18 protein-coding genes and 1 tRNA gene are annotated in these 21,499 nt (G+C 64.8%); 15 read left to right on the top strand and 4 right to left on the bottom strand.

The annotated features are described in order from the left end of the window. Positions 1-156: 156 nt before the first annotated feature. Both Q8Q71_RS14890 and Q8Q71_RS14895 read left to right on the top strand, forming a co-directional pair. On the top strand, positions 157-2,040 hold the full coding sequence (locus Q8Q71_RS14890; RefSeq protein WP_305760413.1) for a ribonucleoside-diphosphate reductase subunit alpha: 1,884 nt from the start codon (positions 157-159) through the stop codon (positions 2,038-2,040). Positions 2,041-2,181: 141 nt separating this feature from the next. Continuing rightward, entirely contained in the window at positions 2,182-3,084 is a 903-nt protein-coding gene (locus tag Q8Q71_RS14895; protein WP_305760384.1) for a lipid A-modifier LpxR family protein, read from the top strand. Positions 3,085-3,145: 61 nt separating this feature from the next. Here Q8Q71_RS14895 and Q8Q71_RS14900 read toward each other — a convergent pair whose 3' ends face one another. After that, positions 3,146-4,912, bottom strand: a complete 1,767-nt coding sequence (locus Q8Q71_RS14900) for a gamma-glutamyltransferase family protein (RefSeq protein ID WP_305760385.1) — start codon at positions 4,910-4,912, stop codon at positions 3,146-3,148. Positions 4,913-5,103: 191 nt separating this feature from the next. On the opposite strand from Q8Q71_RS14900, the gene Q8Q71_RS14905 reads away from it, so the two are divergent. The 9 genes from Q8Q71_RS14905 to Q8Q71_RS14945 all read left to right on the top strand — a co-directional run bounded on the left by Q8Q71_RS14905 (position 5,104) and on the right by Q8Q71_RS14945 (position 14,906). Next, positions 5,104-5,180, top strand: a tRNA-Arg gene (locus Q8Q71_RS14905). Positions 5,181-5,389: 209 nt separating this feature from the next. Beyond that, on the top strand, positions 5,390-8,773 hold the full coding sequence (gene hsdR / locus Q8Q71_RS14910; protein ID WP_305760386.1) for a type I restriction-modification system endonuclease: 3,384 nt from the start codon (positions 5,390-5,392) through the stop codon (positions 8,771-8,773). Next, on the top strand, positions 8,755-10,236 hold the full coding sequence (locus Q8Q71_RS14915) for an N-6 DNA methylase (RefSeq protein ID WP_305760387.1): 1,482 nt from the start codon (positions 8,755-8,757) through the stop codon (positions 10,234-10,236). Before hsdR ends, Q8Q71_RS14915 begins: the two co-directional genes overlap by 19 nt. Then, positions 10,233-11,729 (top strand): restriction endonuclease subunit S, encoded by a 1,497-nt coding sequence (locus tag Q8Q71_RS14920; protein WP_305760388.1) that lies wholly within the window; start codon positions 10,233-10,235, stop codon positions 11,727-11,729. The genes Q8Q71_RS14915 and Q8Q71_RS14920 overlap by 4 nt, the downstream gene beginning before the upstream one ends. Continuing rightward, positions 11,729-13,303, top strand: a complete 1,575-nt coding sequence (locus tag Q8Q71_RS14925) for an AAA family ATPase (RefSeq protein ID WP_305760389.1) — start codon at positions 11,729-11,731, stop codon at positions 13,301-13,303. The genes Q8Q71_RS14920 and Q8Q71_RS14925 overlap by 1 nt, the downstream gene beginning before the upstream one ends. Next, entirely contained in the window at positions 13,300-14,157 is an 858-nt protein-coding gene (locus Q8Q71_RS14930; protein ID WP_305760390.1) for a hypothetical protein, read from the top strand. Before Q8Q71_RS14925 ends, Q8Q71_RS14930 begins: the two co-directional genes overlap by 4 nt. A gap of 86 nt (positions 14,158-14,243) precedes the next feature. Continuing rightward, complete coding sequence (locus Q8Q71_RS14935) at positions 14,244-14,426, top strand: excisionase family DNA-binding protein (protein WP_305760391.1); 183 nt, start codon at positions 14,244-14,246, stop codon at positions 14,424-14,426. Then, on the top strand, positions 14,419-14,616 hold the full coding sequence (locus Q8Q71_RS14940; protein ID WP_305760392.1) for a hypothetical protein: 198 nt from the start codon (positions 14,419-14,421) through the stop codon (positions 14,614-14,616). Before Q8Q71_RS14935 ends, Q8Q71_RS14940 begins: the two co-directional genes overlap by 8 nt. A 50-nt stretch (positions 14,617-14,666) precedes the next feature. Beyond that, a complete protein-coding gene (locus Q8Q71_RS14945; protein WP_305760393.1) occupies positions 14,667-14,906 on the top strand; it encodes a hypothetical protein in 240 nt (79 codons plus the stop codon). Positions 14,907-15,231: 325 nt separating this feature from the next. On the opposite strand, the gene Q8Q71_RS14950 is transcribed toward Q8Q71_RS14945, so the two are convergent. Next, on the bottom strand, positions 15,232-16,131 hold the full coding sequence (locus tag Q8Q71_RS14950) for a hypothetical protein (RefSeq protein ID WP_305760394.1): 900 nt from the start codon (positions 16,129-16,131) through the stop codon (positions 15,232-15,234). Positions 16,132-16,293: 162 nt separating this feature from the next. On the opposite strand from Q8Q71_RS14950, the gene Q8Q71_RS14955 reads away from it, so the two are divergent. Further along, positions 16,294-17,259, top strand: coding sequence for a hypothetical protein (locus tag Q8Q71_RS14955; RefSeq protein WP_305760395.1), 966 nt, complete (start codon positions 16,294-16,296; stop codon positions 17,257-17,259). 170 nt (positions 17,260-17,429) lie between these two features. Continuing rightward, positions 17,430-18,083: a hypothetical protein gene (locus tag Q8Q71_RS14960; RefSeq protein WP_305760396.1), complete on the top strand. Its 654-nt coding sequence runs from the start codon at positions 17,430-17,432 to the stop codon at positions 18,081-18,083. Here Q8Q71_RS14960 and Q8Q71_RS14965 read toward each other — a convergent pair. Further along, positions 18,032-18,265: a helix-turn-helix domain-containing protein gene (locus Q8Q71_RS14965; RefSeq protein WP_305760397.1), complete on the bottom strand. Its 234-nt coding sequence runs from the start codon at positions 18,263-18,265 to the stop codon at positions 18,032-18,034. The genes Q8Q71_RS14960 and Q8Q71_RS14965 overlap by 52 nt on opposite strands. A 72-nt stretch (positions 18,266-18,337) precedes the next feature. Here Q8Q71_RS14965 and Q8Q71_RS14970 point away from each other — a divergent pair, with 72 nt between their 5' ends. Continuing rightward, on the top strand, positions 18,338-18,958 hold the full coding sequence (locus tag Q8Q71_RS14970) for a hypothetical protein (RefSeq protein WP_305760398.1): 621 nt from the start codon (positions 18,338-18,340) through the stop codon (positions 18,956-18,958). A 59-nt stretch (positions 18,959-19,017) separates the two neighbouring features. Here Q8Q71_RS14970 and Q8Q71_RS14975 read toward each other — a convergent pair whose 3' ends face one another. Further along, positions 19,018-20,235: a site-specific integrase gene (locus Q8Q71_RS14975; protein ID WP_305760399.1), complete on the bottom strand. Its 1,218-nt coding sequence runs from the start codon at positions 20,233-20,235 to the stop codon at positions 19,018-19,020. Positions 20,236-20,571: 336 nt separating this feature from the next. Here Q8Q71_RS14975 and Q8Q71_RS14980 point away from each other — a divergent pair, with 336 nt between their 5' ends. Continuing rightward, positions 20,572-21,243, top strand: a complete 672-nt coding sequence (locus Q8Q71_RS14980) for a DUF6766 family protein (protein WP_305760400.1) — start codon at positions 20,572-20,574, stop codon at positions 21,241-21,243. The last annotated feature ends 256 nt before the right edge of the window (positions 21,244-21,499 follow it).

A 21,499-nucleotide genomic window follows, 5' to 3' on the forward strand; every position in this document is an offset into this window, starting at 1 on the left:
CTTGATCGCGATTCGGGCAGAAAGTGATCGTCAACCCCGTTGACGGTTGGTTAGCCATCTGCGCCCCATATGTGGGCGTGGGGAACGTCCCGGCCACAAGATGATGTGGTTCAGGACGTGGGGCTCCGCATCGATCCAGTTCAGGGCGACAGCATTATGGCCGGCGGCGAAGCGTTGAAGACAGTGGAATTCCAGCCGGTTGCGGGCGGCGATGCGTCACAGCGTCCCCATCTCTCCGTGGTGCGCTCCCTCCAGCTCGACCGGACCCGCGACGACCTGCTGACCGACTTCGGCAAGAAGACGCTGGAGGACCGTTACCTGCTGCCCGGCGAGAGCTACCAGGACATGTTCGCCCGCGTCGCCACGGCCTACGCCGACGACCACGAACACGCCCAGCGCGTCTACGACTATATGTCCAAACTCTGGTTCATGCCCTCGACGCCGGTGCTGTCGAACGGCGGCGCCGACCGGGGCCTGCCGATCAGCTGTTTCCTCAACGCCGTGGCCGACAGCCTCGACGGCATCCAGTCGGTGTGGAACGAGAACGTCGCCCTGGCCTCGAACGGCGGCGGCATCGGCACCTACTGGGGCGGCGTCCGGTCCATCGGCGAGAAGGTCAAGGGCGCGGGGCAGACGTCGGGCATCATCCCCTTCATCCGCGTGATGGACTCCCTGACGCTGGCCATCAGCCAGGGCTCGCTGCGCCGGGGCTCGGCCGCGGTGTACCTCGACGTCCACCACCCCGAGATCGAGGAGTTCCTCGAGATCCGCAAACCCTCGGGCGACTTCAACCGCAAGTCCCTCAACCTGCACCACGGCATCAACATCTCGGACGCCTTCATGGAGGCGGTCCGCGACGGCCGCACCTTCGACCTGCTGTCGCCCAAGGACCAGGCGGTGGTGAAGACCGTCGACGCCCGCGCCCTGTGGCAGAAGATCCTCGAGATCCGCCTGCAGACCGGCGAGCCCTATCTGATCTTCTCCGACACGGTGAACCGCCAGATGCCGCAGCATCAGCGCGACCTCGGCCTGTCGGTCAAACAGTCCAACCTGTGCAGCGAGATCACCCTGCACACCGGCCGCGACCACCTGGGCGTCGACCGCACCGCCGTCTGCTGCCTGTCCTCGGTCAACGCCGAGAGCTTCCTGGAGTGGCGCGAGGAGCCCCGCTTCATCGAGGACGTCATGCGCTTCCTCGACAATGTGCTGGAAGACTTCATCCGCCGCGCGCCGCCGGCCATGGCCGCGGCCGTCTATTCCGCCAGGCGCGAGCGGTCGGTGGGTCTGGGCCTGATGGGCTTCCACTCCTTCCTGCAGGCCCAGGGCGTGGCCTTCGAATCCGCCATGGCCAAGTCGTGGAACATGCGGCTGTTCAAACATCTGCGCCGCGAGGCCGACAAGGCCAGCCGCCTGCTGGCCGAGGAGAAGGGCGCCTGCGAGGACGCCGCCGAGCGCGGCGTCATGGAGCGGTTCAGCCACAAGCTGGCCATCGCCCCGACCGCCTCGATCTCGATCATCTGCGGCGGCACCTCGGCCGGCATCGAGCCGATCCCGGCCAACATCTACACGCACAAGACCCTGTCCGGCTCGTTCGCGGTCAAGAACCCCTATCTGGAGAAGGTGCTGGGCGAGAAGGGCATCGACACCGAGGCGGTCTGGTCGTCCATCCTCGAACACGAGGGTTCGGTGCAGCACCTCGAGGGGCTGACCGACGACGAGAAATCCATCTTCAAGACCGCCTTCGAGCTGGACCAGCGCTGGATCGTCGAACTGTCGGCCGACCGGGCCCCGGAAATCTGCCAGGCCCAGTCGATCAACCTGTTCATTCCCGGCGACGTGAACAAATGGGACCTGCACATGCTGCACTGGTCGGCTTGGGAGAAGGGCGTGAAATCGCTCTACTACCTGCGCTCCAAGTCGGTGCAGAGGGCCGCCTTCGCCGGCGCCGAGAACAAGGTCGAGGAAGAGGTCGACCCCAACCAGCCGGATCTCTTCAGCGCCGCGCGCACCGACTACGACGAGTGCCTGGCCTGCCAATAGGCCTCCGGTCCCGCCCCGGACCCCTGTGACCCCGGAACCTCGGCCCGCAGCCGACGTTGGTCCGCAGGTGCGAAAGTCGGTTGGCGCTGCGGTCTTCCTCGTGCAGGATCGCATTCGTTGACGGATCGGGAGGGACCGTTGATGCGTATGACGGTTGTTTCGATCGGAGTGTTGGCGACTGTGGCCTGTGCGGCCCCGGCGCTCGCCGTTGAATCTCCGGCCGCGATCCTCGCGCTCCAGGTCGCCCTGTCCGATCCATGGACCGTCACCCGCGAACCGCCCACGACGGTTTCCGACCTCCTGACCCGGCTCGACCGCGACGCCCGCTTCGCGAGCGCGGACCGTCCAGGCTACGGCCCCGACCCTGTCTCCGGCGACGGCTGGACCGGCTACGCGCCCTCGCGCGACCGCGCCTCGCCCTGGGTGGCCTCCAGCCGCGACGTCTGGTTCGAGAATGACGCATTCGACGACCGCCTGCGCCTGCGCACCGAAGGGACCGTGCGCCGCGCCGACGGCTCTCCCCTGCCTCCGGGTCCGCTCGATCCCGCCGCCTATGAGGCGGAACACTACGACCTGACCTATACGCGCGGCTGGACCGAGACCCTGGGCCAGACGGCCTCCGGCCTCGACGTGACCCTGACGCCGCATATCGGCGTCGGCGTCGGCAGCCGCGGCGGCGCCACCGAGGCCGGCGCCACGCTTCGCATCGGCCGCGATCTCGACCGGCTGGTTCCGGACGGCGACGAGGCCTTCGGCCAGCGGCCCCGCTGGTATCTGTACGCCGCCGGTTCGGGCCGGGCGGTCGGCTACAACTGGGCCCGCAACCGGGACGGCGAATTCGCCCGCTCGGGCGTCAGCCACGACTCGGGCGTCTTCATGGGCGACGCCTCCCTGGGCGTGGCCATGCGCCGGGGTCCGGTCCAGAGCTCCCTCGGCCTGATCTACCGCGAGATCGGGGTCGAAGGCGTGCGCCTGGGTCAGGGCGTCGACACCGACGTCTCCGAAGGCGTCATCGCCTTCCAGCTGTCGATCAAGCCGGAGTAGGCGTCCCTGTTGCGCCGACGGCCGCGGCGCGGTCGCGGCCTGTCTGAGCCCGGCGGCCAGCCTAGTGCGTTCTCGCCACGCCCTCGCGCCGGTCGTCGGCGCCGCCGTCCCAGCTCCAGCCGTCGGGACCCCGGCGCCAGATCCCGCCGTGCAGGCCCGAGGTCTCGCTGTCGTTCGGCCGCAGCGCCACCCCCCGCGCCGCCAGGCCCTCGCGCAGGCTCTGCGAAAACCGGTCCGTGTCCGCGCCGAAGCCGTCGCCCCGCGCCACCAGATTGGGCAGGTCGAAGGCCTCCTGCATCGGCAGGCCCCAGTCGAGCACTGCGATCAGGGCCCGGGCGTTGTAGGCCAGGATGGAGGTGCCGCCCGGCGAGCCGAGCGCGCCGACCAGCCGCCCCTCGCGGTCGAGGATGATGATCGGCGCCATCGACGAGCGCGGCCGCTTGCCCGGGGCCGCGGCATTCGCCGCCGGCCCGCCGTCGGCCCGCGTCGGCGAGAAGGAGAAGTCGGTCAGCTGGTTATTGAGGAAGAAGCCCGCCGCCATCCGGCCCGAGCCGAACACGCTCTCGACCGTGGTGGTCATGCTGACGGCGTTGCCCTCGGCGTCGACGACGACCAGGTGCGAGGTCCCTGCCGGCTCGAGGGTGGCGTCCGGCCCGGCGAACACCCCGCCCGGCGGCGTTCCCGCCTCGGCGGCGCCGGTCAGACCCGGGGCCAGGGCGGCTCGTTCGGCGACATAGGCGGGGTCCAGCAGCCCCTGCACCGGAACGCGCACGAAGCCGGGATCGCCGACATAGCGGTCGCGGTCGGCGTACATCAGCCGCTGCAGCTGGGCGAAGGCGGCCCAGGCCTCGGGGCTGTCCGGGCCGAGACCGATGTCCGGCGTCCGCTCGGCCATGGCCAGCAGTTGCAGCACCGCCACTCCGCTGGACGGCGGCGGCGGCACGCAGATCACATAGATCCGCCAGGGCCGGCACAGGGCGCCGCGCTCGATCGGCGCGTAGGCGGCGATGTCGGCGGCGGTCAGCGCCCCCGGGCGCGGCTCCTCGGCGACCACGGCGGCGATCTCGCGCGCGACCCGCCCCCGGTAGAAGACCTCGGCCCCGCCCGCCGCCAGTTCGGCCACCGTCTCGGCGTAGGCGGGGTTCCTCAGCACGTCCCCGGCGACGTAGCGTTCGCCGTCCGCCCGGGTGAAATAGGCGTCGGCCCAGCGCGTCCGCGCCTGCCCCCGCGTGGCGGCGATGAAGCCGGCCAGCCGGGGGCTGACCGCGAAGCCGTCGCGGGCCAGTCGCTCGGCCTCGCCGAACAGGGCGCTCCACGGCAGGCGGCCGTGCGCCTCCTGGGCCATGGCCAGGGCGGCCACCGCGCCGGGCGCCCCGGTCGACCGCCCGCTCAGCACGGCCTCGCCGAACCCGAGCGGCCGGCCGTTCTCCTGGAACAGCTCGGGCGTCGCCGCTGCCGGCGCCGTCTCGCGCCCGTCATAGCTGGTGATCTCGCCCGTCGCGGCCTCGAACACCATGATGAAGGCCCCGCCGCCGAGGCCCGAAGACTGCGGCTCGACCAGACCCAGCACGGCCTGGATCGCCACCGCCGCATCGACCGCTGAGCCGCCCGCGCGCAGCACCTTCAGCCCCGCCTCGACCGCCAGCGGATTGGCCGCCGCCACGAACGGGCCGCGGGCCGGCGGCGCGGCGGCCGCCGCGACCGCGCCGCGCCCCGGGTCCGCGACGGAGGCCCCTCCGGTCCCGCCCGCGCATCCCGCCAGCGCCAGCCCCGCCGCCGCGACGGCGGCCGTGAACGCGCGGAGGGGCCGGGTCGGGAGACGGATCATGGCGGGCTCTGGGCTGGTTCCGGGCGGGGAAGGCGGGGAGGCGCTCCACCTTGGCCCGCCGTCCGCCCGAACGAAACCCCCGCCCGCGCCGTTTCGCGCCGCGCCGGAAACATCGCCGAAACCGCTCCGGCGGCTCTTGCCCCCCGTCCCCTCGTCCGCTAGATACCCGCCCTCGCCGTTCGCGGCCAAGCGCGCCCGTAGCTCAGCTGGATAGAGCATCAGACTACGAATCTGAGGGTCGGACGTTCGAATCGTTCCGGGCGCGCCATACTTTCTCGCTAAGATATTGAATTAGCGCGAAATATTAGACCTCCCTGATCCGTCACCCCAACATCCACCCTATCAAGGGTCATGGGCCGGTGCCTTGGGACCGCACGCCGATCAGGCGAACATTCCCTTCCACTCAGGCCGCGCAGACTCGCCCACTGGTTGCGACTAGGCGGTGTTTCGGCTCAACTGCCTTGGCGGGGGAATTTGATGCAGCCAGCGAGCGCCAATTTTGAGTTCCTGAAGGCGCACGGGCTCCAGCTGTTCCGGCTTGCCGCTCTGGCTGAGCACTACTTCCCGACCGATCCCAACACGTCCCTCATGAAGCTGAGGCAGTTCGCCGAGCAACTGGCCCGGGATGTCGCTGCTCGAACCGGGTCGTTACGGTCTGCCGAGGCGAAGTTTGCCGACGTGCTGGGCGAGCTGGGCCGCTCCGGATACGCACCTCCGTTGACGCTCACCCTGTTTCACCAGCTTCGTGTGGTGGGCAATGATGCGGTGCACGGCGACTTGGACGACTTTACCGTCGCCCTGAACGCCCTGAAAAACGCCCGTCAGTTGGCGATCTGGTTTGTCCGCAGTTACGGCGGCGTTCCGAAACTCACACCGGGTCCATTTGAACCTCCGCGCCCGCCGGCCGATCCGACAGCGGAACTTCGTGCGCAGCTTGAGGCATTGCGAAGCGAGGTCGACGCTCAGCGATCCGCAGCCGAAGTAGCTCAGGCAAAGGCCGCCAGCCTGATCAACGAGAACCGCGCCGCCGCCGAGAAGCTCGAACTTCAGACCGAGGAGCGGCGAGTTTGGCAGCTGCTGGCCGAGGAAGCCGAAGCGGCGACGGAGGCCGTCAAGGCTAACCTTGAAGCTGTCCAGCGGCAGGCGGAGAAGACGCCAACTGTCGAGCTGGCCAAACTGGAAGCCGCCGCCGTGGAGGCGGACAGCGCCATCGTCCTCGACGAGGCCGCGACCCGCGCCATAATCGATCAACAGCTTCGCGATGCGGGCTGGGAGGCCGACACGGCCGCGCTCCGGTTTGCCAAAGGTGCGAGGCCGACCAAGGGCCGGAACCTCGCGATTGCCGAATGGCCCACCGAGACCGGGCCCGCCGACTATGCGCTGTTCGTCGGGCTGACGCTCGTCGGCGTAGTCGAGGCCAAGCGCCAGAACACCAACGTCATGGGCGTTCTGCGCCAAGCCGAGCGGTATGCGGCGAGCATTCGCGTGGAACCTGAGCTTTTAGCTGACGGGGCTCCTTGGGGCTCGCATCGGGCCCCCTTCGCCTTTTCCACAAACGGCAGGCCCTACCTGCGACAACTGGAGTCGGCCTCCGGGATATGGCGGCGCGACCTCAGGCGCGACACCAACCCAGCTGGAGCTCTGACGGGGTGGCCGGCGCCGCAAGGTCTGCTGGATCGCCTGGAGGTTGACCAAGGGGCGGCCGAGGCGGCTTTGGCGACCCAAGGGTTCGACTTCGGCTTCCCGCTGCGGCCGTATCAGCGAAAGGCCATCGAAGCCGTCGAAAAGGGGCTGGCGGAAAACCGCACCTCCATGCTCGTGGGCATGGCCACAGGCACGGGCAAGACCAAGCTGGCGATTGCTTTGCTCTATCGGCTGATCGCGGCCAAACGGTTCCGCCGGGTCTGCTTCGTGGTCGACCGCAGCGCCTTGGGCGATCAGACTGAGCGCGAGTTCATCACCACCAAGGTCGTCAGCGGCAAGGGCTTCGCCGAGATCTTCGGCCTCAAGGGTCTGGAGGACGTTCGGCCGGACCCGGAAACCCGCATCCACATCTGCACCATTCAAGGTCTGGTGAAGCGGGTCCTCTACGCCAGTGAACCCGGCGAGGTTCCCACCGTCGACCAGTACGACCTGATGGTGGTCGACGAATGCCACCGGGGTTATCTGCTCGACCGAGAGATGTCCGACGCCGAGCTGACCTTCCGCGATCAGGATGACTACGTCTCGAAATACCGCCGCGTGCTGGAGCATTTCGATGCGGTGAAGGTGGGCCTGACGGCGACGCCGGCCCTTCATACCGCCGAGATTTTCGGCAAGCCCGTGTTCACCTACGGATACCGCGAGGCCGTGGTTGACGGCTTCCTGATTGACCACGAACCGCCGACACGGATCACCACCGCCCTCTCGCGTGACGGCATCCATTTCGTCGCGGAGGAGGAGGTCGATTTCATCCACGCACCAACGGGTCAGCTCGAACAGGTCGTCCTGCCTGACGCCCTCGACTTCGACGTCGAGGCCTTCAACAAGACGGTGATCACCGAGCCATTCAATCGCGCGGTCGCTGATGAACTGACCAAACACATCGATCTCAGCGCGCCGGACAAGACGCTGGTGTTCGCCGCCTCGAACGCCCACGCCGACATTGTCGTAAAGGCCCTCCGCGACGCGTTTCGGGAGGCCTATGGCGAGATCGAGGACGCCGCCATCGAGAAGCTGACCGGTAAGGTCGACAACGTCGGCAAGCTGATCCTCAGCTTCCGAAACGACTCCATGCCGAGGATCGCCGTCACGGTCGACCTGCTGACCACCGGGGTCGACATTCCGAAGATCACCAACCTGGTCTTCCTGCGCCGTGTGAACAGCCGCATCCTGTACGATCAGATGCTGGGTCGGGCGACACGCCTCTGCCCCGAGATCGGCAAGGAGACCTTCAGGATATTCGACGCCGTCGATCTCTACAGCCAGCTGCAGAACCTGACCGATATGCGGCCCGTGGTGACCGACCCGAAGATCACGCTGTCGCAGCTTCTGGAAGAGCTGGCGGAGATCGAGGATGCCCGCATCCGCGCCGACCTGCGCGACCAGATCATCGTCAAGCTGAGCCGGCAGCTCAAGCGTCTGACGGACGACGCCAAGGCCAAGGTCCAGTTGGCGGCAGGCGAGGCTGCGGAGGATATCCTTGACCGGTTCCGGGCCAGCACGCCTGAGGACATGGCGGCCTGGGCGCGGCAGCGGCCCACACTGGGGCCTGCTCTGGACTTCAAGACGCAAGGCGGCACGCCGGTTCTTGTGCCGATCTCCCAGCATCCGGATGCGGTTGTCGACGTGTCCAACGGCTACGGCTCCGCCGCGCGTCCTGAGGACTACCTCGGGGCTTTCGAGGCGTTCATCCGGGCCAATCTCAACCAGATCGCCGCCCTGACGACCGTGGTTCAGCGGCCTCGGGACCTTACCCGCGCCGAGTTGCGGGAGCTGCGACTTCAGCTGGACGCCCAAGGTTTCACCGACGCCAAGATACGGCGCGCTTGGTCCGAGACGCGCAACGAGGACATCGCCGCCTCCATCATCGGCTATGTCCGTCAGGTCGCCTTGGGTGACCCGCTGATCCCCTACGCAGACCGCGTGAGGCGCGCCGTTGATGCGGTTATCCGCAAGGGCGACTGGACGCCGGTTCAGGTCGGCTGGTTGCGCCGGATTGGCAAACAGTTGGAGAAGGAGGTGGTTGTCGACCGCTACGCTCTGGACGAAGAACCGTTCCGGGCCGACGGCGGCTTTCGGGTGATCGACAAACGCTTCGGCGGCAAGTTGGAGCAGGTCCTCGCGGACCTAAGTGAGGAAGTATGGCGAGCAGCGAGCTGACCCGGGGCCGGGTCACGACACAGGACATCGTCAGCCGGCTATGGAACCTCTGCCATGTCCTGCGCGACGACGGCGTCAGCTATCAGGAATACGTTACCGAGCTGACCTTCCTGCTGTTCCTGAAGATGATGGAGGAGACGGGTCGCGAGGAGCGGATTGCCGCTGACTATCAGTGGAAGCAGATCGCCCAGCGCGAGGGCATCGATCAGTTGGATCACTACAAACTTGCGCTGCTGACCCTAGGGAAGTCCGGCGACCCGACCGTCAAGGCCATCTTCACCGACGCGCAGACCAAACTGCGCAAACCAGCCAATCTCAAAACCCTGACCACGGCCATCGACGGGCTGGATTGGTTCTCGGCGCGCGAGGAAGGACTGGGCGAGCTGTACGAAGGCTTGCTCGAAAAGAACGCGGGGGAAAAGAAGTCCGGCGCAGGTCAGTATTTCACCCCACGCCCTCTGATCGACTGCATCGTGCGGCTGATGAAGCCGCAGGCCGGTGAGGTGGTTCAAGACCCGGCCGCTGGCACCGGCGGCTTCTTGGTCGCCGCCGACCGCTACATCAAGGATGCGACCGACGACCTGTATGGTCTGCCCCAAGCCGAGGGCTTTTTCCAACGCAACAATGCTTTCATGGGCATCGAGTTGGTGCCTGACACCCATCGCCTGGCGATGATGAACCTGATGCTGCACGGCATCGACGGGCCCATCATACTCGGCGACAGCTTGACGCCCGACGGCGAGGCTCTCGGCAAGGCCGACCTGATCCTGACTAACCCGCCGTTCGGTACAAAGAAGGGTGGCGGCCGACCAAGTCGCGCCGACTTCTCCGTTACGGCGGAGACCTCCAACAAGCAGCTGGCCTTCGTCGAGCATATCGTCCGCGCTCTGAAGCCCGGCGGTCGCGCGGCAATCGTCTTGCCCGATAACGTGCTCTTTGAAGACAACACGGGCCGCCGGCTACGCCAATGGGTGATGGAGCTTGCAAAGCTGCATACCATTTTGCGTCTGCCCACTGGCATTTTCTACGCTCAAGGCGTCAAGACTAACGTCCTGTTCCTCACGCGCGGCAAGACCGATCGAGCAAGTACCAACGGCATCTGGGTCTATGATCTTCGGGCCAACATGCCGGCATTTGGTAAAACGCGGCCACTGACACTCGGCGACTTCGCGTCGTTCGAGGCGGCTTATGGCGAAGATCCCAACGGCGAGTCACCCCGCGCAGACGAGGGGCCCCAAGGTCGCTTTCGGTTCTTCACTCGCTCCGACATCACGGCTCGGAACGACAACCTAGACATTGCTTGGTTGCGAGACGATAGCGACGCCGCCGAAGATGATCTGAGCGATCCTGAGGACATCGCGGCAGCCATTCTGGGGCACCTTCGGGCGGCGCTGGCTGAGGTTGAAGCGGTGGATGCGGAGCTGGCCGGTGCCGAGACCGAACAGACGGGAGTGAACGCGTGAGCGACCTGCCGGCTGGGTGGGCCGAAGCCAGCTTTCCCGAAATCGCTGACGTCCTCGATAGTCGCCGTATACCGCTGAATGGGCCTGAGCGTGCCAAACGCCCCGGATCATATCCGTATTATGGGGCCAATGGTCTTGTCGATCACATCGACGGGTATCTCTTCGAGGGAGCTCACGTCTTGCTCGCAGAGGATGGCGGCCACTTTGATCAGCCCGAGCGCGGCGTCGCTTATGTGGTCGGTGGACGGTTTTGGGTGAACAATCATGCCCATATCTTGAAGCCAGTGGGCGACATCGACTGTGGTTTCCTTAACGCGTGGCTCAACGCTACCGATTGGATGCCCTTCGTCGGCGGCTCAACTCGAGCAAAGCTGACCCAAGCCGGCTTGGGACAACCAAAGTTTGGTTTACCACCACTCGCCGAGCAGCGGCGGATCATGGATAAGCTCGATGCCGTCACCGTCCGGAGTGCCCGCGCACGCGCTGAGCTCGAGCTGATCCCCATCCTCGCAGGCCGCTACAAACAGGCGCTTTTGCGGTCCCTGATTCCTGCCCCGGAAGAGGAATCTCGGCCATTTGCCGAAGTAGTGCGCGATGGGCTGATTGGGCTAGTGCGGTCGAAACTCGACCAACATGACCGAAACGGCACCCCTTACATTCGTATGCAGCATTTTGATCTCGATGGGGTCTGGAATGACGAGAAGCTAACCCGGGTGCAGTCGAGCGCCTCAGAGGCAGCTCGGTTTGCATTGCGAGCAGGCGATGTTCTCTTCAACACGCGGAACAGCTTGGAGTTGGTGGGAAAGGTTGCCATTTGCTCGCCGGAGCAATCTGGATTCCTTTACAATAACAATCTGCTCCGCTTGCGCTTCGAGAATGACGTGCTGCCGCGTTTCGCCTTTCGCCAGATGCAGGGATCAGTTTTCCGCGGTCACCTGGAAGGGCAAAAGAGCGCGACAACGAGCGTGGCCGCCATTTACCAAGGCAGCCTGTACCAAACGCCTTTTTGGGTGCCCTCGATGGGGATTCAAGCTGAGATCGTCCGTCGCATCGATACGGCCTTTACCGAGATCGACCGTCTAACTGCCGAGGCCGCCGCCGCCTTACGCCTACTGAACCGGCTAGACAGGGCGGTTCTGGTCAAGGCCTTCCAAGGGGAGCTGGTCCCTCAGGACCCTGCTGAGGAGTCTGCCACCTCCCTCCTCGACCGCATTCGCGCTGAGCGCGCCGCCGCGCCAAAGACCAAGCGCCGAATTTCATCTCCAAACCCCGTAGTCCGGAAGAAGAGCGCCATGCCGAAGAGCCGGCTCGATGACGACGTTAAACATCAACCCTTCCTAGCCTCTATCCTAAAAGCTTCGGGCACGGCTCTGTCCGCCGACAGCCTGTTCAGGTCGGCCGACCTTCCAATCACTGACTTTTACAAGCAGCTCGCTTGGGAGATCGAAAACGGACTGGTTGCAGAACGCGATGAGACGCTGGAGGCCGCCTGATGCGTCTTGATCGCGCCTACATCGACGGCTTCAAGAATCTTTCGAACTTCGAGATCGATTTCGATGAGAGCCGCCTGACGACCGTCGTGATCGGTCAGAACGGCGCGGGCAAGTCCAACCTGATTGAGGCGCTCGTCGATGTGTTTCGTTGGGTCGATCTGAACCGTTCGCCGCCGCACTATCGCTACCAGATCGACTACCGGCTCGACGGGCAAAAGGTCCGCCTGTCCAATCTTTCTGGAAAGGCCCTGGTCATCGTCGATGAACAGGCCGTCTCGCGTTTAGACTTCGAGAAGCGAAAGAGCGAGATCTTCCCGGACCTCGTGTTCGGCTACTACTCGGGCGGCAGTCGACGGCTGGAGCGATTTTTCGACGCTCACCAGAGGCGCTACTATGACGCCATCAAGCTGAGCGAGGACGAATCCGCTTGTAGCGAGGCCCTCAGGGACCGCCGCCTGTTTTATTGTCGCCCTATCCATGGGGTGTTTGCGCTTCTTTCGTTCTTCGCGTTTCCGGACGAAGAGATCACCGAACTCCTCACTGAAAAGCTGAACATCACTGGCTTTCACTCCGCGATGGCCCAGTTCCGGGAGCCGTGGTTTGCCAAGAGCGCTAGAGGCAGCCGAAATCCGTTCGAGCTCTGGGGTGCCGGGGGGCCCGCCGGCGTTTGCGCCCGCGAAATTCTCAACGTGGCATTCCTTCCGATCGCCCTGACGGATCACCCGGTCGACGATTACCGCGACAAGAACCAGTCAGAAGCGCAACTGGCCGCCTTCATCCGCGACCGCTCGGCATTGGCTCGCTTGGCCGCGAACTATGAAGACGATGAGCAGCTGTTCACCGCCCTTGAAGCCGTCGACATTTCCGATCTCATCCGCGAGCTGCACCTCTGGGTCACACGCCGGGGGGACAGTAGCGGCGATGTCGGGTTCTCGGATTTTTCCGACGGCGAGCGCCAGCTTCTTATGGTCCTGGGCCTCACGCGCATCTCGAGGGGAAAACGCGTCCTGTTCCTGCTCGATGAACCGGACACGCACCTGAACCCCGCGTGGCAGAACAGCTATCTCGAGCTCATCCGGCAATGGACCGGCGAGGGAGAATGCACGGCGAACTGCCAGTTCATCATGACCTCCCACAACCCTCTGACCATCGCCTCTCTGAAGAAGGAAGAGGTAAGGGTGATGTCTCTGGGGCCGGACGGAAATGTGCTCGTACTGCCACCGTATGCAGACCCAAGAGGGCTGGGCTTCACGGCGACGTTGACCGAGATATTCGGGCTACCGACCACGCTCGACATCGAGACCCAACGGGCCATCGACGAACGAAATGTGCTCGCGAAAATTGAAGGTCGTAGCGAAGACCAAGAGCGCGAGCTCATTGCCGCAAACGACGAACTAGCCCGGCTTGGATTCCTGTTCGAGGACCGCGAGCCGCTTTACAACGACTTCCTGAAGGCTTGGCACGAAGTGCGTTACGCTGATCGACCGTCACTCGATCCGCAGCAAATTGAAGCGCAGCGGCGAGCCATGAAAGCTCTGATCGGCCAGCTGGGCGCGACGGAGGCCGGACGTTGATTCTGGTTCGCCGCGACGAAAAAATATTGCCCAAAAAAGCGTTGACCAACGCCGCCGCTGCTCTCGAGGAACTCGAAAAGCTACCAGAGGCTGAACGTGTCGCGTTCATCAAAGGCAAAGCCAAAATCTGGAAAGCCTTCAAAGCCGCGCTGGCGGCGATGTCCTACGAAAAGTGCTGGTACACCGAAACGAAAGACCCCCAGTCCTTCTTCGATGTTGACCACTTCCGACCAAAGGCCGAGGCCAAACGAGACAACGACACCACAGACAACGGCTATCCTTGGCTAGCCTTTGATTGGCGGAATTTTCGCTTTGCCGCCGGGCGATCGAACCGCCTGAGCACCGATGAAGAAGAAGAACTGGTAACTGGAAAATCCAGCTGGTTTCCTCTGATGGCCGATAGCCCTACGGCGAGCTGGGACGATCGCTGCGAGGCGCTGGAAAGGCCACAGCTCCTTGATCCGACAGTGAAGGCCGATGTCGATTTGATCACCGTCGCGGCAGACGGGTCCATCGAGCCCAGCCGCCTTTGTGTCGGATCTAATGTCGCTCGGGTGCAGCGGTCCATACAACTTTATGGGCTGAACCTGCCAAAGCTCCGTGCTGCAAGGGCCCAGGCTATGCGGGATGTGGAGGATACCTATCGGGCATTGATGGACGTTCTGGTGGCCGCCAATGACCATCCTGCTGCGGCCGACAAGCTCCCGATCCCTGTGCAGGTTGGTCAACTCAGACGGTCCACTCTTCCGGATCGAGCTTTCTCGAGGGCCGCCAGAGCCCAGTTGCACCTGATGGGTGCGCACGACCTCAGCGCCGGTCCTGAAGACCTGCCGACTCCCCTGGATCCGGCCTGACGAGGCCAATGCCACCTCACCCGACGCCCTGAGCACTCGGCAAACAAGATTCCATATCGCCGCCCCACCGCGTTCGGAGCGTCGAGATGCACACCACCCCACCTGCCCTCATGTCCATTCAGGCCTTCTGTGCCTGGGCCGGGATTGGGCGCACCAAAGTGTATGAGGAGATTGAGGCCGGACGGCTCTCGACCGTGAAGGTTGGTCGCCGTCGACTCGTGCCCATGCAGCAGGCGCAACTCTGGTTGGAGGGTCTGGCCGATGGCTGATATCCCCGAGCCTTGGAAGCGCCTGCTCGCGACCACTGACCTGCCCCACCTCGTGCCCGGGCTGGCGGCGGCCGTCAGGCAAGGTGCGGACCTGGCCCCGCACACGCGCGACGAGTTGCTTCGCGAAATCGACGCTTATTGGCTGGGTGACGAGGTGCCTGATTTTTCCTCGTCGGGAGACACCCTGTGAAGCGCTCCAGCAAGCAGGGTCCCATTCGATCCGCATCCGACTGCCCGGAGATGACCGAGGCCATCGACTGGTTCATTCGGCACGGCTACCGCCCCTACCGCGTGTCAGAGCATCAGCTGAAGTGGCGTCGCCTGAGCTACTATCCGACCTCCGGGACCGTCCGGCCGGATGATGCGCCGAGCCTTCGAACCAAGGGCCTCGAAGCCCTCGAACGGGCCATGTGCGATCTCCTCGGCGAAACGTCCTTGCCGGTTGGAATGGAGCCGGTTCCGGCCAGCGACGCTCGCTGAACCACTGGCCGCAGACTGGAATTGTGAACCGCTTGACGATGTGTGATTTTCGCGGAGACGGGTCGACGCTTTTTCCTCTGTCTCTGCACTTCCTCTCCGCTCAGTCCAAACTGCAACTGATCTGAATCTGCAACTGCGTCTGAATTCCCCCTTTCTGCTCTGCCTGAATTCCGCCAGGGGAACCATTGATCTAAGGGTGTGGGCCGACCAATCCGGCCAGTACCAAGTCGGGGGTTTGTGTCCCCGCGTGGCAACGATCTTGCCCGGCTGAATTTCCGATTTTGGCGCTGGAGCCTCCAGTTTTGTCGAAATCGACGGGCTCGGGTCAGGGCCAGATCTTCAGCGCCGCCAAGTCCTTCTCCAGCCGACCGGCGGCCAGATACCGGTCATCATAGAAGGGCACACCATCCTTGGTCATGTCCGCTTGCCAGTCAGGATGAGCGGCCAGTTCCGAGATGCGCTTCGAGTTAAGCGCCCTCGCCGAGCCCGAACGCAATCCGGTGACCCACCCCTGTCGGCGGCACGGCCGATTGATCAGGTGAGCCGCGAGGATATTGCCCTTCGGGTGGTCCCAGATCGGGGTCGCCTCGTCCGGGTTCAGCCCCTTGCAGACATACTGAAACAATCTCCACTGCGCATCGATATCCGCGTGGCGGCGGACATGGCCGCGTGACAGGTGCACGGTCTGAATCGGCTGATCTTTGGACTTGGCCATGGGGGCCGATCCCGTGATCGTTGCCACGGCACGGTTCGCCCAGCTGATGAAGTCGGCCTCATGCCAACGCTCAAGGCTGACGAGGATATGGCTGTGGTCGCCTAGGGTAGAGCTGTTCTCCCGGACCCATACCCACGCATTGGGAAGCCCGCGTTCCTGATGCCATTTCCGCATGAGTTCCATGAAAGCCTGATGAGCCTTCCACGCCGCGCCGCCGGAGAGGCCGACGGACCCCCACGACACCGTCAACATCCACCCCAAGACCACACCGGTGAAGTTCGCCGCCGCCACCGATTGGTAGCGTTTCCAGAATTCCTTGGCCGTCAGATACTCCGAGACAGGCGTCGGACGCTGCTCCGGCGCGGGAACAGAGGCCAACAGCGCCCGGCCGAGGTCATCATCCCCAACCGCGTAGCGCTGTCGGCCCCAGCGGTCGTGGATGTCATAGCCGCCCGCATGCATCGCCTGCGCGTATGATGCGTGGTCACCAAAATCGGCCCGATTGAGCATCGGAAATCTCCGCATGAAACGGCCAGCGGAAATCGCCGGCCCTATAGGTGCGGGATATGACGTCCGTAACACTTTGCGGACGTTCGCCGGTGTTCGGACCTCAGGCCGGGGACTTCGACACCCCGTTCGTGAACCGGATGATCTCCAAGAATAAGGATCATCATGGACATCGAGACCTGCGACCGTCTGCCCCTCGTGCCGGAAGCGACGTTGAAGGCGCACAAGGTTCACGTCAGCTACGACACCCGGTTCCGCGCCTGCGCCCGTCTCCTCCAAGCCCTTCATCGCCAAGCCGCCGGCTGGACGCTGGGCACCTACACCACCGCCTCGGGCCGCAAGCGCCGTATGGGCCATCTGGTGGGCAGCTATGACGGAGCCGCCGGGGCCAACTTCTTGTCCCTGGACGTTCATCGACTGGCCCGCCGCGAACTCGCCTATCGCGAACCCGGCGCGATGTTCGAAGAGCGGCGGCTCTACGAAAACCTGCTTTCCTCGACGCCGCTGGCCCTGAACCTTCTGGGCCCGCTCAAGCTGAACCGCGACCTTGCCGAAGCCTTCGTGCGTGAGATCGCCCCGGAATACGCCGGCCGGGTCTGCGCCGTCGGCTTCGAACACTCCCCGGGCCGAGGCGACCGGACGTTCACCGACGACGCCACCGCCTTCGACGGCTTCATCAACCTGCGCCTCGAGGACGGCCGCAAGGCTTTCATCGCGATCGAGATCAAATACAGCGAGACCGCCGGCGAACCGGAGCCGCGAATGCGCGACCGCTACGACGACCTCTCGGTTTCCAGCGAGCTCTTCAGCGACCCGGACGACCCGGCCCTCCGCCGCAACCCGATCCAACAATTCTGGCGCCTTCATCTGTTGGCTCAAAGCATGATCGACGCCGGTTTGTATGACGCGGGCAAGGTCGTGGTCATCGCCCCGCGCCTGAACGATCAGGTGCAGCGGGCGCTTGGCCTCTACCAACGCCACCTCGCACCAGCTCGCGAGGGCAAGGCCGGCTTCCTGAACCTGCCGCTTGAGGACGCCATCTCGGCCCTTGCGCTGGCGGGCGCGCCCGACATGGCCCGGGCCATCACCACCCGGTACGTCGACTTCACTCCGATCCACGCGCTGATCTGACCGTGGGGGCCCTTCCTCTGTTGGACTTCCTGCCGCGACAGTCACAGCGGGCGGAGGGCCTCATCATCGGGGCCAGCGCCGGGGCCGCAGCCGCGCGAAGGAGCGGCGATCCCACCTTCCTCGCCTGGCCGGACCCAGAGACTGTGCTCCTGCACAGCGCCCGAGGCTGCATGGAACACGGCCGCTTCATAAGCCAGGACCTGATCCGCAGGCTGGTGGCGGACTGGGCCGTTCACCACGGACCTAGCCAAAGCGTCCTTCGCCCAGTGAGCCACCTTATGCCCCGGCAGTCGTCCGGCTTCCTCGCGGCCGTTGCCCCGATCTGCCTGCGCGCGCGGGGCCGCAGCGGCGACGCCCAACGTGACCTTCATGCCCTCGGCATGGTGTTCCAACAGCCGCCCGCCGATGTCGAAGCGCTGGAGGTCGCCGGCCGCTTCATCGGCCGCGCGCTCCTCGGTTACAGCCGCCGGATCACCTTTGAGCCCATCGCCTGGCTCGGCGACCCATTCGTCGCGCGTGTCGCCTCGGGCGAGAGCCTGGACCTCACCGAGCGCCATACCCTCGCGGCCGCCATCCACCAAGCCCGCGCCGCCGTCTGCGCCGATGTCAGTTGGCCGGTGACCATCAAAGCCTTGGCCTCCGTGGACGCTCGACCGGCCGCCTTCATCATCGCTGGCATGCTGCTCGGCGCGCTCAACGGCCTGAAGTTCTTCAATCGCCTACCGCCGGGCGAGGACGACGAGGAACTGGGGGTTCTGGCGCAGCGGTTGCTTCAGGCGTCCATGACGGCGGACTCGCTGTCGGGCCGCAACAGGTCAAGGTGATCGACGCCGAGCGCCTGAGCCAAACCGGCCAAGGTCACCACCGTCGGATTCCGACGGCCGGCTTCGAGCGACGAAATATAGAACTGACTGGTGCCGGCGCGCTCAGCCAGATCTTCCTGAGTCAGGCCTTTCTCGATCCGCGCGCGGCGGACGTTTCGACCCACCAAAGCGCGAATATCCATTCGCCAAGCGTGGCGGTCGCCACAGCTTCGCGGTAACAACTATAATTGTTATTCGGTTCAGGGAGGCTCGCGGTGAAGGCGATGATTATGTTTGGCGCGCTGGCGCTAGGAGGAGCGCTGACAGGATGTGACGGGCCGGCAGCCGCTCGTCCAGCAACCCCTGTTTCGGAAGCGGGCGCGAGCCATTTGTGGGGCTCGATGGCGCAAAGTCGCGAAGGCGTCGCGCCGATGCCGTCGCCTCAGCAGAAGCGCGCTATGGCGTCACAGATCGACCCTCGGCAGCCACTGGTAACGCCCTTCCTGAGCGCTTCGGAGGCGCTGGAGGCCAAAGGTTACTTGCTGCAGTTCTTGGAGAGCCCGGACGGCAGCGTCTCCGAACGCCGGGCTTGGGAGGGCTTCAGCCGGTACCAGTCTCTAGTTCAGGCCCGTTCGGTCTCCGCGCAGCAGGCAGAAGATCAAGCGGCGACTGAATATGCGGCGCGTGCGCAGCGCGATGAACCCGAAGCACGCGCCATCTGCACGCGCTTCCGCTTGGACCCCTACGCCCTGTCCTACGAGGAGGTCAGCCAAATGAGAGACCGGATGGCGCAACTCGCTACCGTGTATCCCGGCGACTTAAGCCGGTGTGTGACGGAAATCGAATTCCGATATCTGGATCTCGTCCCTCGAACCTGCAGCGCCTCGCCCTGTTAGAGATAGGATGCCTTAGGGCTGGCTATGGCCTGATGGAGCCTTATAGCCGCCCTTGAATTCTAAGTCTGCGGCACGGTGGCCAGTCGATCCGCCCAGTCCTGCATCATGGAGCGACGGCGTTCCAGAGCGTCGCTCCGCCGATAAGCCTGCTCCGCCTGATCACCGATGCTGTGCGCCAGCGCCTGCTCGGCGAGTTCGCGCGGGTAGTTGGTCTGGTCACCCGCCCAGTCACGGAATGCGCTACGGAAACCGTGGCTCGTGACGTCCTCGATATCCAGCCGGTCCATCAGCTTCTTGAACGCCATGTTGGAAAGGGGCCGGCCAACCTTCTGCCCGGGGAAGACAAAAGCATCATCGCCGCCCCTTTGCGGCTCCATCTTCAACAAGACGGCGACAGCCGCTTTCGACAACGGCACGCGATGGCTCCTGGCCGCCTTCATCCGCTCGGCGGGGATCGTCCACGTTGCCGCCGCAAGATCGATTTCGGACCAGACAGCCTCCCGCACCTCGCCGGAGCGAGCGGCAGTCAGGATGAGGAATTCCAACGCCCGCGCAGCAGTTGCGTCTCGTTCCCGGAGGCTCACCATCAGGCCCGGAATGGCGTGGAGTTCCATCGCCTTGTGATGGCCTCTCTGCAAGCGCGACACCTTGGGCAGCAGTTGGTCGAGATGACCGGTCCACCGCGCCGGATTCTCACCCGAACGCCAACCTTGGGCCTTCGCCGCGTTCAAAACCTGCTCCATGTAGCCTCGGGCCATCTTCGCCGTTTCGGACTTCACGGACCAGATCGGCTTGAGCACGGCCATGATGTCCTCGGTCTGAACGCTATCGACCCGGATATCTCGCAGGGAGGCGGCGTGGACATTCAGGGCCCGCTTCCAGCGTTCGAGGCTCTTGTCTGAGCGAAGTTCGCCGGACTTGTCCGCGATCCACCGATCCGCGACTTCGCCGAAGGTCGGGGTGGCCTTGATGGACGCCCGGGCGGCGATCGGGTCGATGCCAGCGGCCAGTAGCTTGTGAGCTTCAACGGCAAGCTCCCGGGCACGTTTGAGGTCAATGCCTTTAATGGATCCGAGGCCCATTTCCCGCAGCTTCCCCGCCCCAGGAACACCGGGACGTTTTGCCCGATAGATGAATGCCCAGCGCCTTGCTCCGCTGGGATCGACCACCAGATAGAGATTGTTGCCGTCACTGTGCCGGGCCGGCTCTTTCAGCGTCGCGACCTTACGGGCGGATAGTTTGTTGATTGCCCTGCGGGCCACGGAACGGGTCGTCATCGGATATTTGTTCACCCCAACATTCGCCCCAACAGCTGACGCGGATTGCGCCGGACAGAGCGAAACATGAGCGAACAAATTACCCGAAAAGTGCTTTATTATCAAAGGCAACGACGAGCCCCAGCGAACGTCAGCGGACGCTAGTTTCACCCGTTCCGGGCGCGCCATTTTTTGTCGGGCGACACACTCAGCTGGACTCCGACAGAGATGTCTGTCCGCCGAAGAAGCCCTGAAACGCGGCCTGATAGCCGGAATCCTTTGATCCAACAGGACGCCCGGGCGTTCGACTCCGGGCAAGCGTCCGCGCGTGAGCGCGGCGACACAAGGGAGTCCGAGGTGATCAAGACCCTCTTCAGAGACAATGGCCTCACCCTCGTCCTGCTCGCGTTGTTCGGCCTGAGCGTTGTCGGACAGGCCGTCGCCGGACTTGCCAGTGAGAACGCCGAGCTCGCCGGGCACGGCGACCCCGGCCTGACCCTTCCGGCCTATCTGGCCAGCGGCGCCTTCCTGTCATCCCTGTTCGAGAACTGGGAGAGCGAGTTCCTGCAGATGTGGGCCTTCGTCATGCTGACGGCCTATCTGTTCCAGCGCGGCTCTCCGGAATCGAAGGATCCGGATGCGCCGGCGCCCCAGGATCGCGATCCCGCCCTCGACGCCCGCAAGGCCCGCGCGCCCCTTCCCGTCCGTCTCGGCGGCATGGCGCGGGCGGTCTACTCCCACTCGCTGGGTCTGGCCCTGTTTCTCCTGTTCGTCGTTTCGTTCGTCCTCCACCTGATCAACAGCGCGCGGCTCGCCGCGGACGATGCGCAGCGGCATGGCGAGGCGATCGGCGGAGGACTTCTCGCCCACGTGGGCGGGCCGGAATTCTGGTTCGAGAGCTTCCAGAACTGGCAAAGCGAGTTTCTCTCGACGGCCGTTCTCATCGTCCTGGCGATCTTCCTGAGGGAACGCGGCTCGCCGGAGTCCAAGCCCGTCGCGGCGCCGCACACGGCCACAGGGACCGACTAGGCGCCGGCCTCGGGCCCGGCCGACGTTCACGCCGGCTCGAGACTCCCGAGCGGCGGACCGCTACGCACCGCCGGACCCGGCGAGAAGCTTGGCGCTTTGCCGGATTTCGATTGGGTGCATCGCGCCGATTACCTGGCGGCCTTCAACCGTGCGTCGGCTATCTCCCACCTTCGGGCAAGCTTCCGGGTCGAGGCCGGGCTACGCGCCGCCACCCAGGCCTTCGCCGCCCCGACAGTGGCAGGCAACCGGGCAAGAC

Source organism: Brevundimonas sp., from assembly GCF_030704825.1.
Taxonomy (GTDB): domain Bacteria; phylum Pseudomonadota; class Alphaproteobacteria; order Caulobacterales; family Caulobacteraceae; genus Brevundimonas.

Bases quoted from the DNA above. Each gene is read 5' to 3' on its own strand.
- Q8Q71_RS14935 (WP_305760391.1), top strand. From the start codon at position 14,244: ATGCACACCACCCCACCTGCCCTCATGTCCATTCAGGCCTTCTGTGCC.
- Q8Q71_RS14890 (WP_305760413.1), top strand. From the start codon at position 157: ATGGCCGGCGGCGAAGCGTTGAAGACAGTGGAATTCCAGCCGGTTGCG.
- Q8Q71_RS14965 (WP_305760397.1), bottom strand. From the start codon at position 18,265: ATGGATATTCGCGCTTTGGTGGGTCGAAACGTCCGCCGCGCGCGGATC.
- Q8Q71_RS14950 (WP_305760394.1), bottom strand. From the start codon at position 16,131: ATGCTCAATCGGGCCGATTTTGGTGACCACGCATCATACGCGCAGGCG.
- Q8Q71_RS14915 (WP_305760387.1), top strand. From the start codon at position 8,755: ATGGCGAGCAGCGAGCTGACCCGGGGCCGGGTCACGACACAGGACATC.
- Q8Q71_RS14955 (WP_305760395.1), top strand. From the start codon at position 16,294: ATGGACATCGAGACCTGCGACCGTCTGCCCCTCGTGCCGGAAGCGACG.
- Q8Q71_RS14940 (WP_305760392.1), top strand. From the start codon at position 14,419: ATGGCTGATATCCCCGAGCCTTGGAAGCGCCTGCTCGCGACCACTGAC.
- Q8Q71_RS14925 (WP_305760389.1), top strand. From the start codon at position 11,729: ATGCGTCTTGATCGCGCCTACATCGACGGCTTCAAGAATCTTTCGAAC.
- Q8Q71_RS14960 (WP_305760396.1), top strand. From the start codon at position 17,430: ATGGAACACGGCCGCTTCATAAGCCAGGACCTGATCCGCAGGCTGGTG.
- hsdR (WP_305760386.1), top strand. From the start codon at position 5,390: ATGCAGCCAGCGAGCGCCAATTTTGAGTTCCTGAAGGCGCACGGGCTC.
- Q8Q71_RS14945 (WP_305760393.1), top strand. From the start codon at position 14,667: ATGACCGAGGCCATCGACTGGTTCATTCGGCACGGCTACCGCCCCTAC.
- Q8Q71_RS14895 (WP_305760384.1), top strand. From the start codon at position 2,182: ATGCGTATGACGGTTGTTTCGATCGGAGTGTTGGCGACTGTGGCCTGT.
- Q8Q71_RS14975 (WP_305760399.1), bottom strand. From the start codon at position 20,235: ATGACGACCCGTTCCGTGGCCCGCAGGGCAATCAACAAACTATCCGCC.
- Q8Q71_RS14900 (WP_305760385.1), bottom strand. From the start codon at position 4,912: ATGATCCGTCTCCCGACCCGGCCCCTCCGCGCGTTCACGGCCGCCGTC.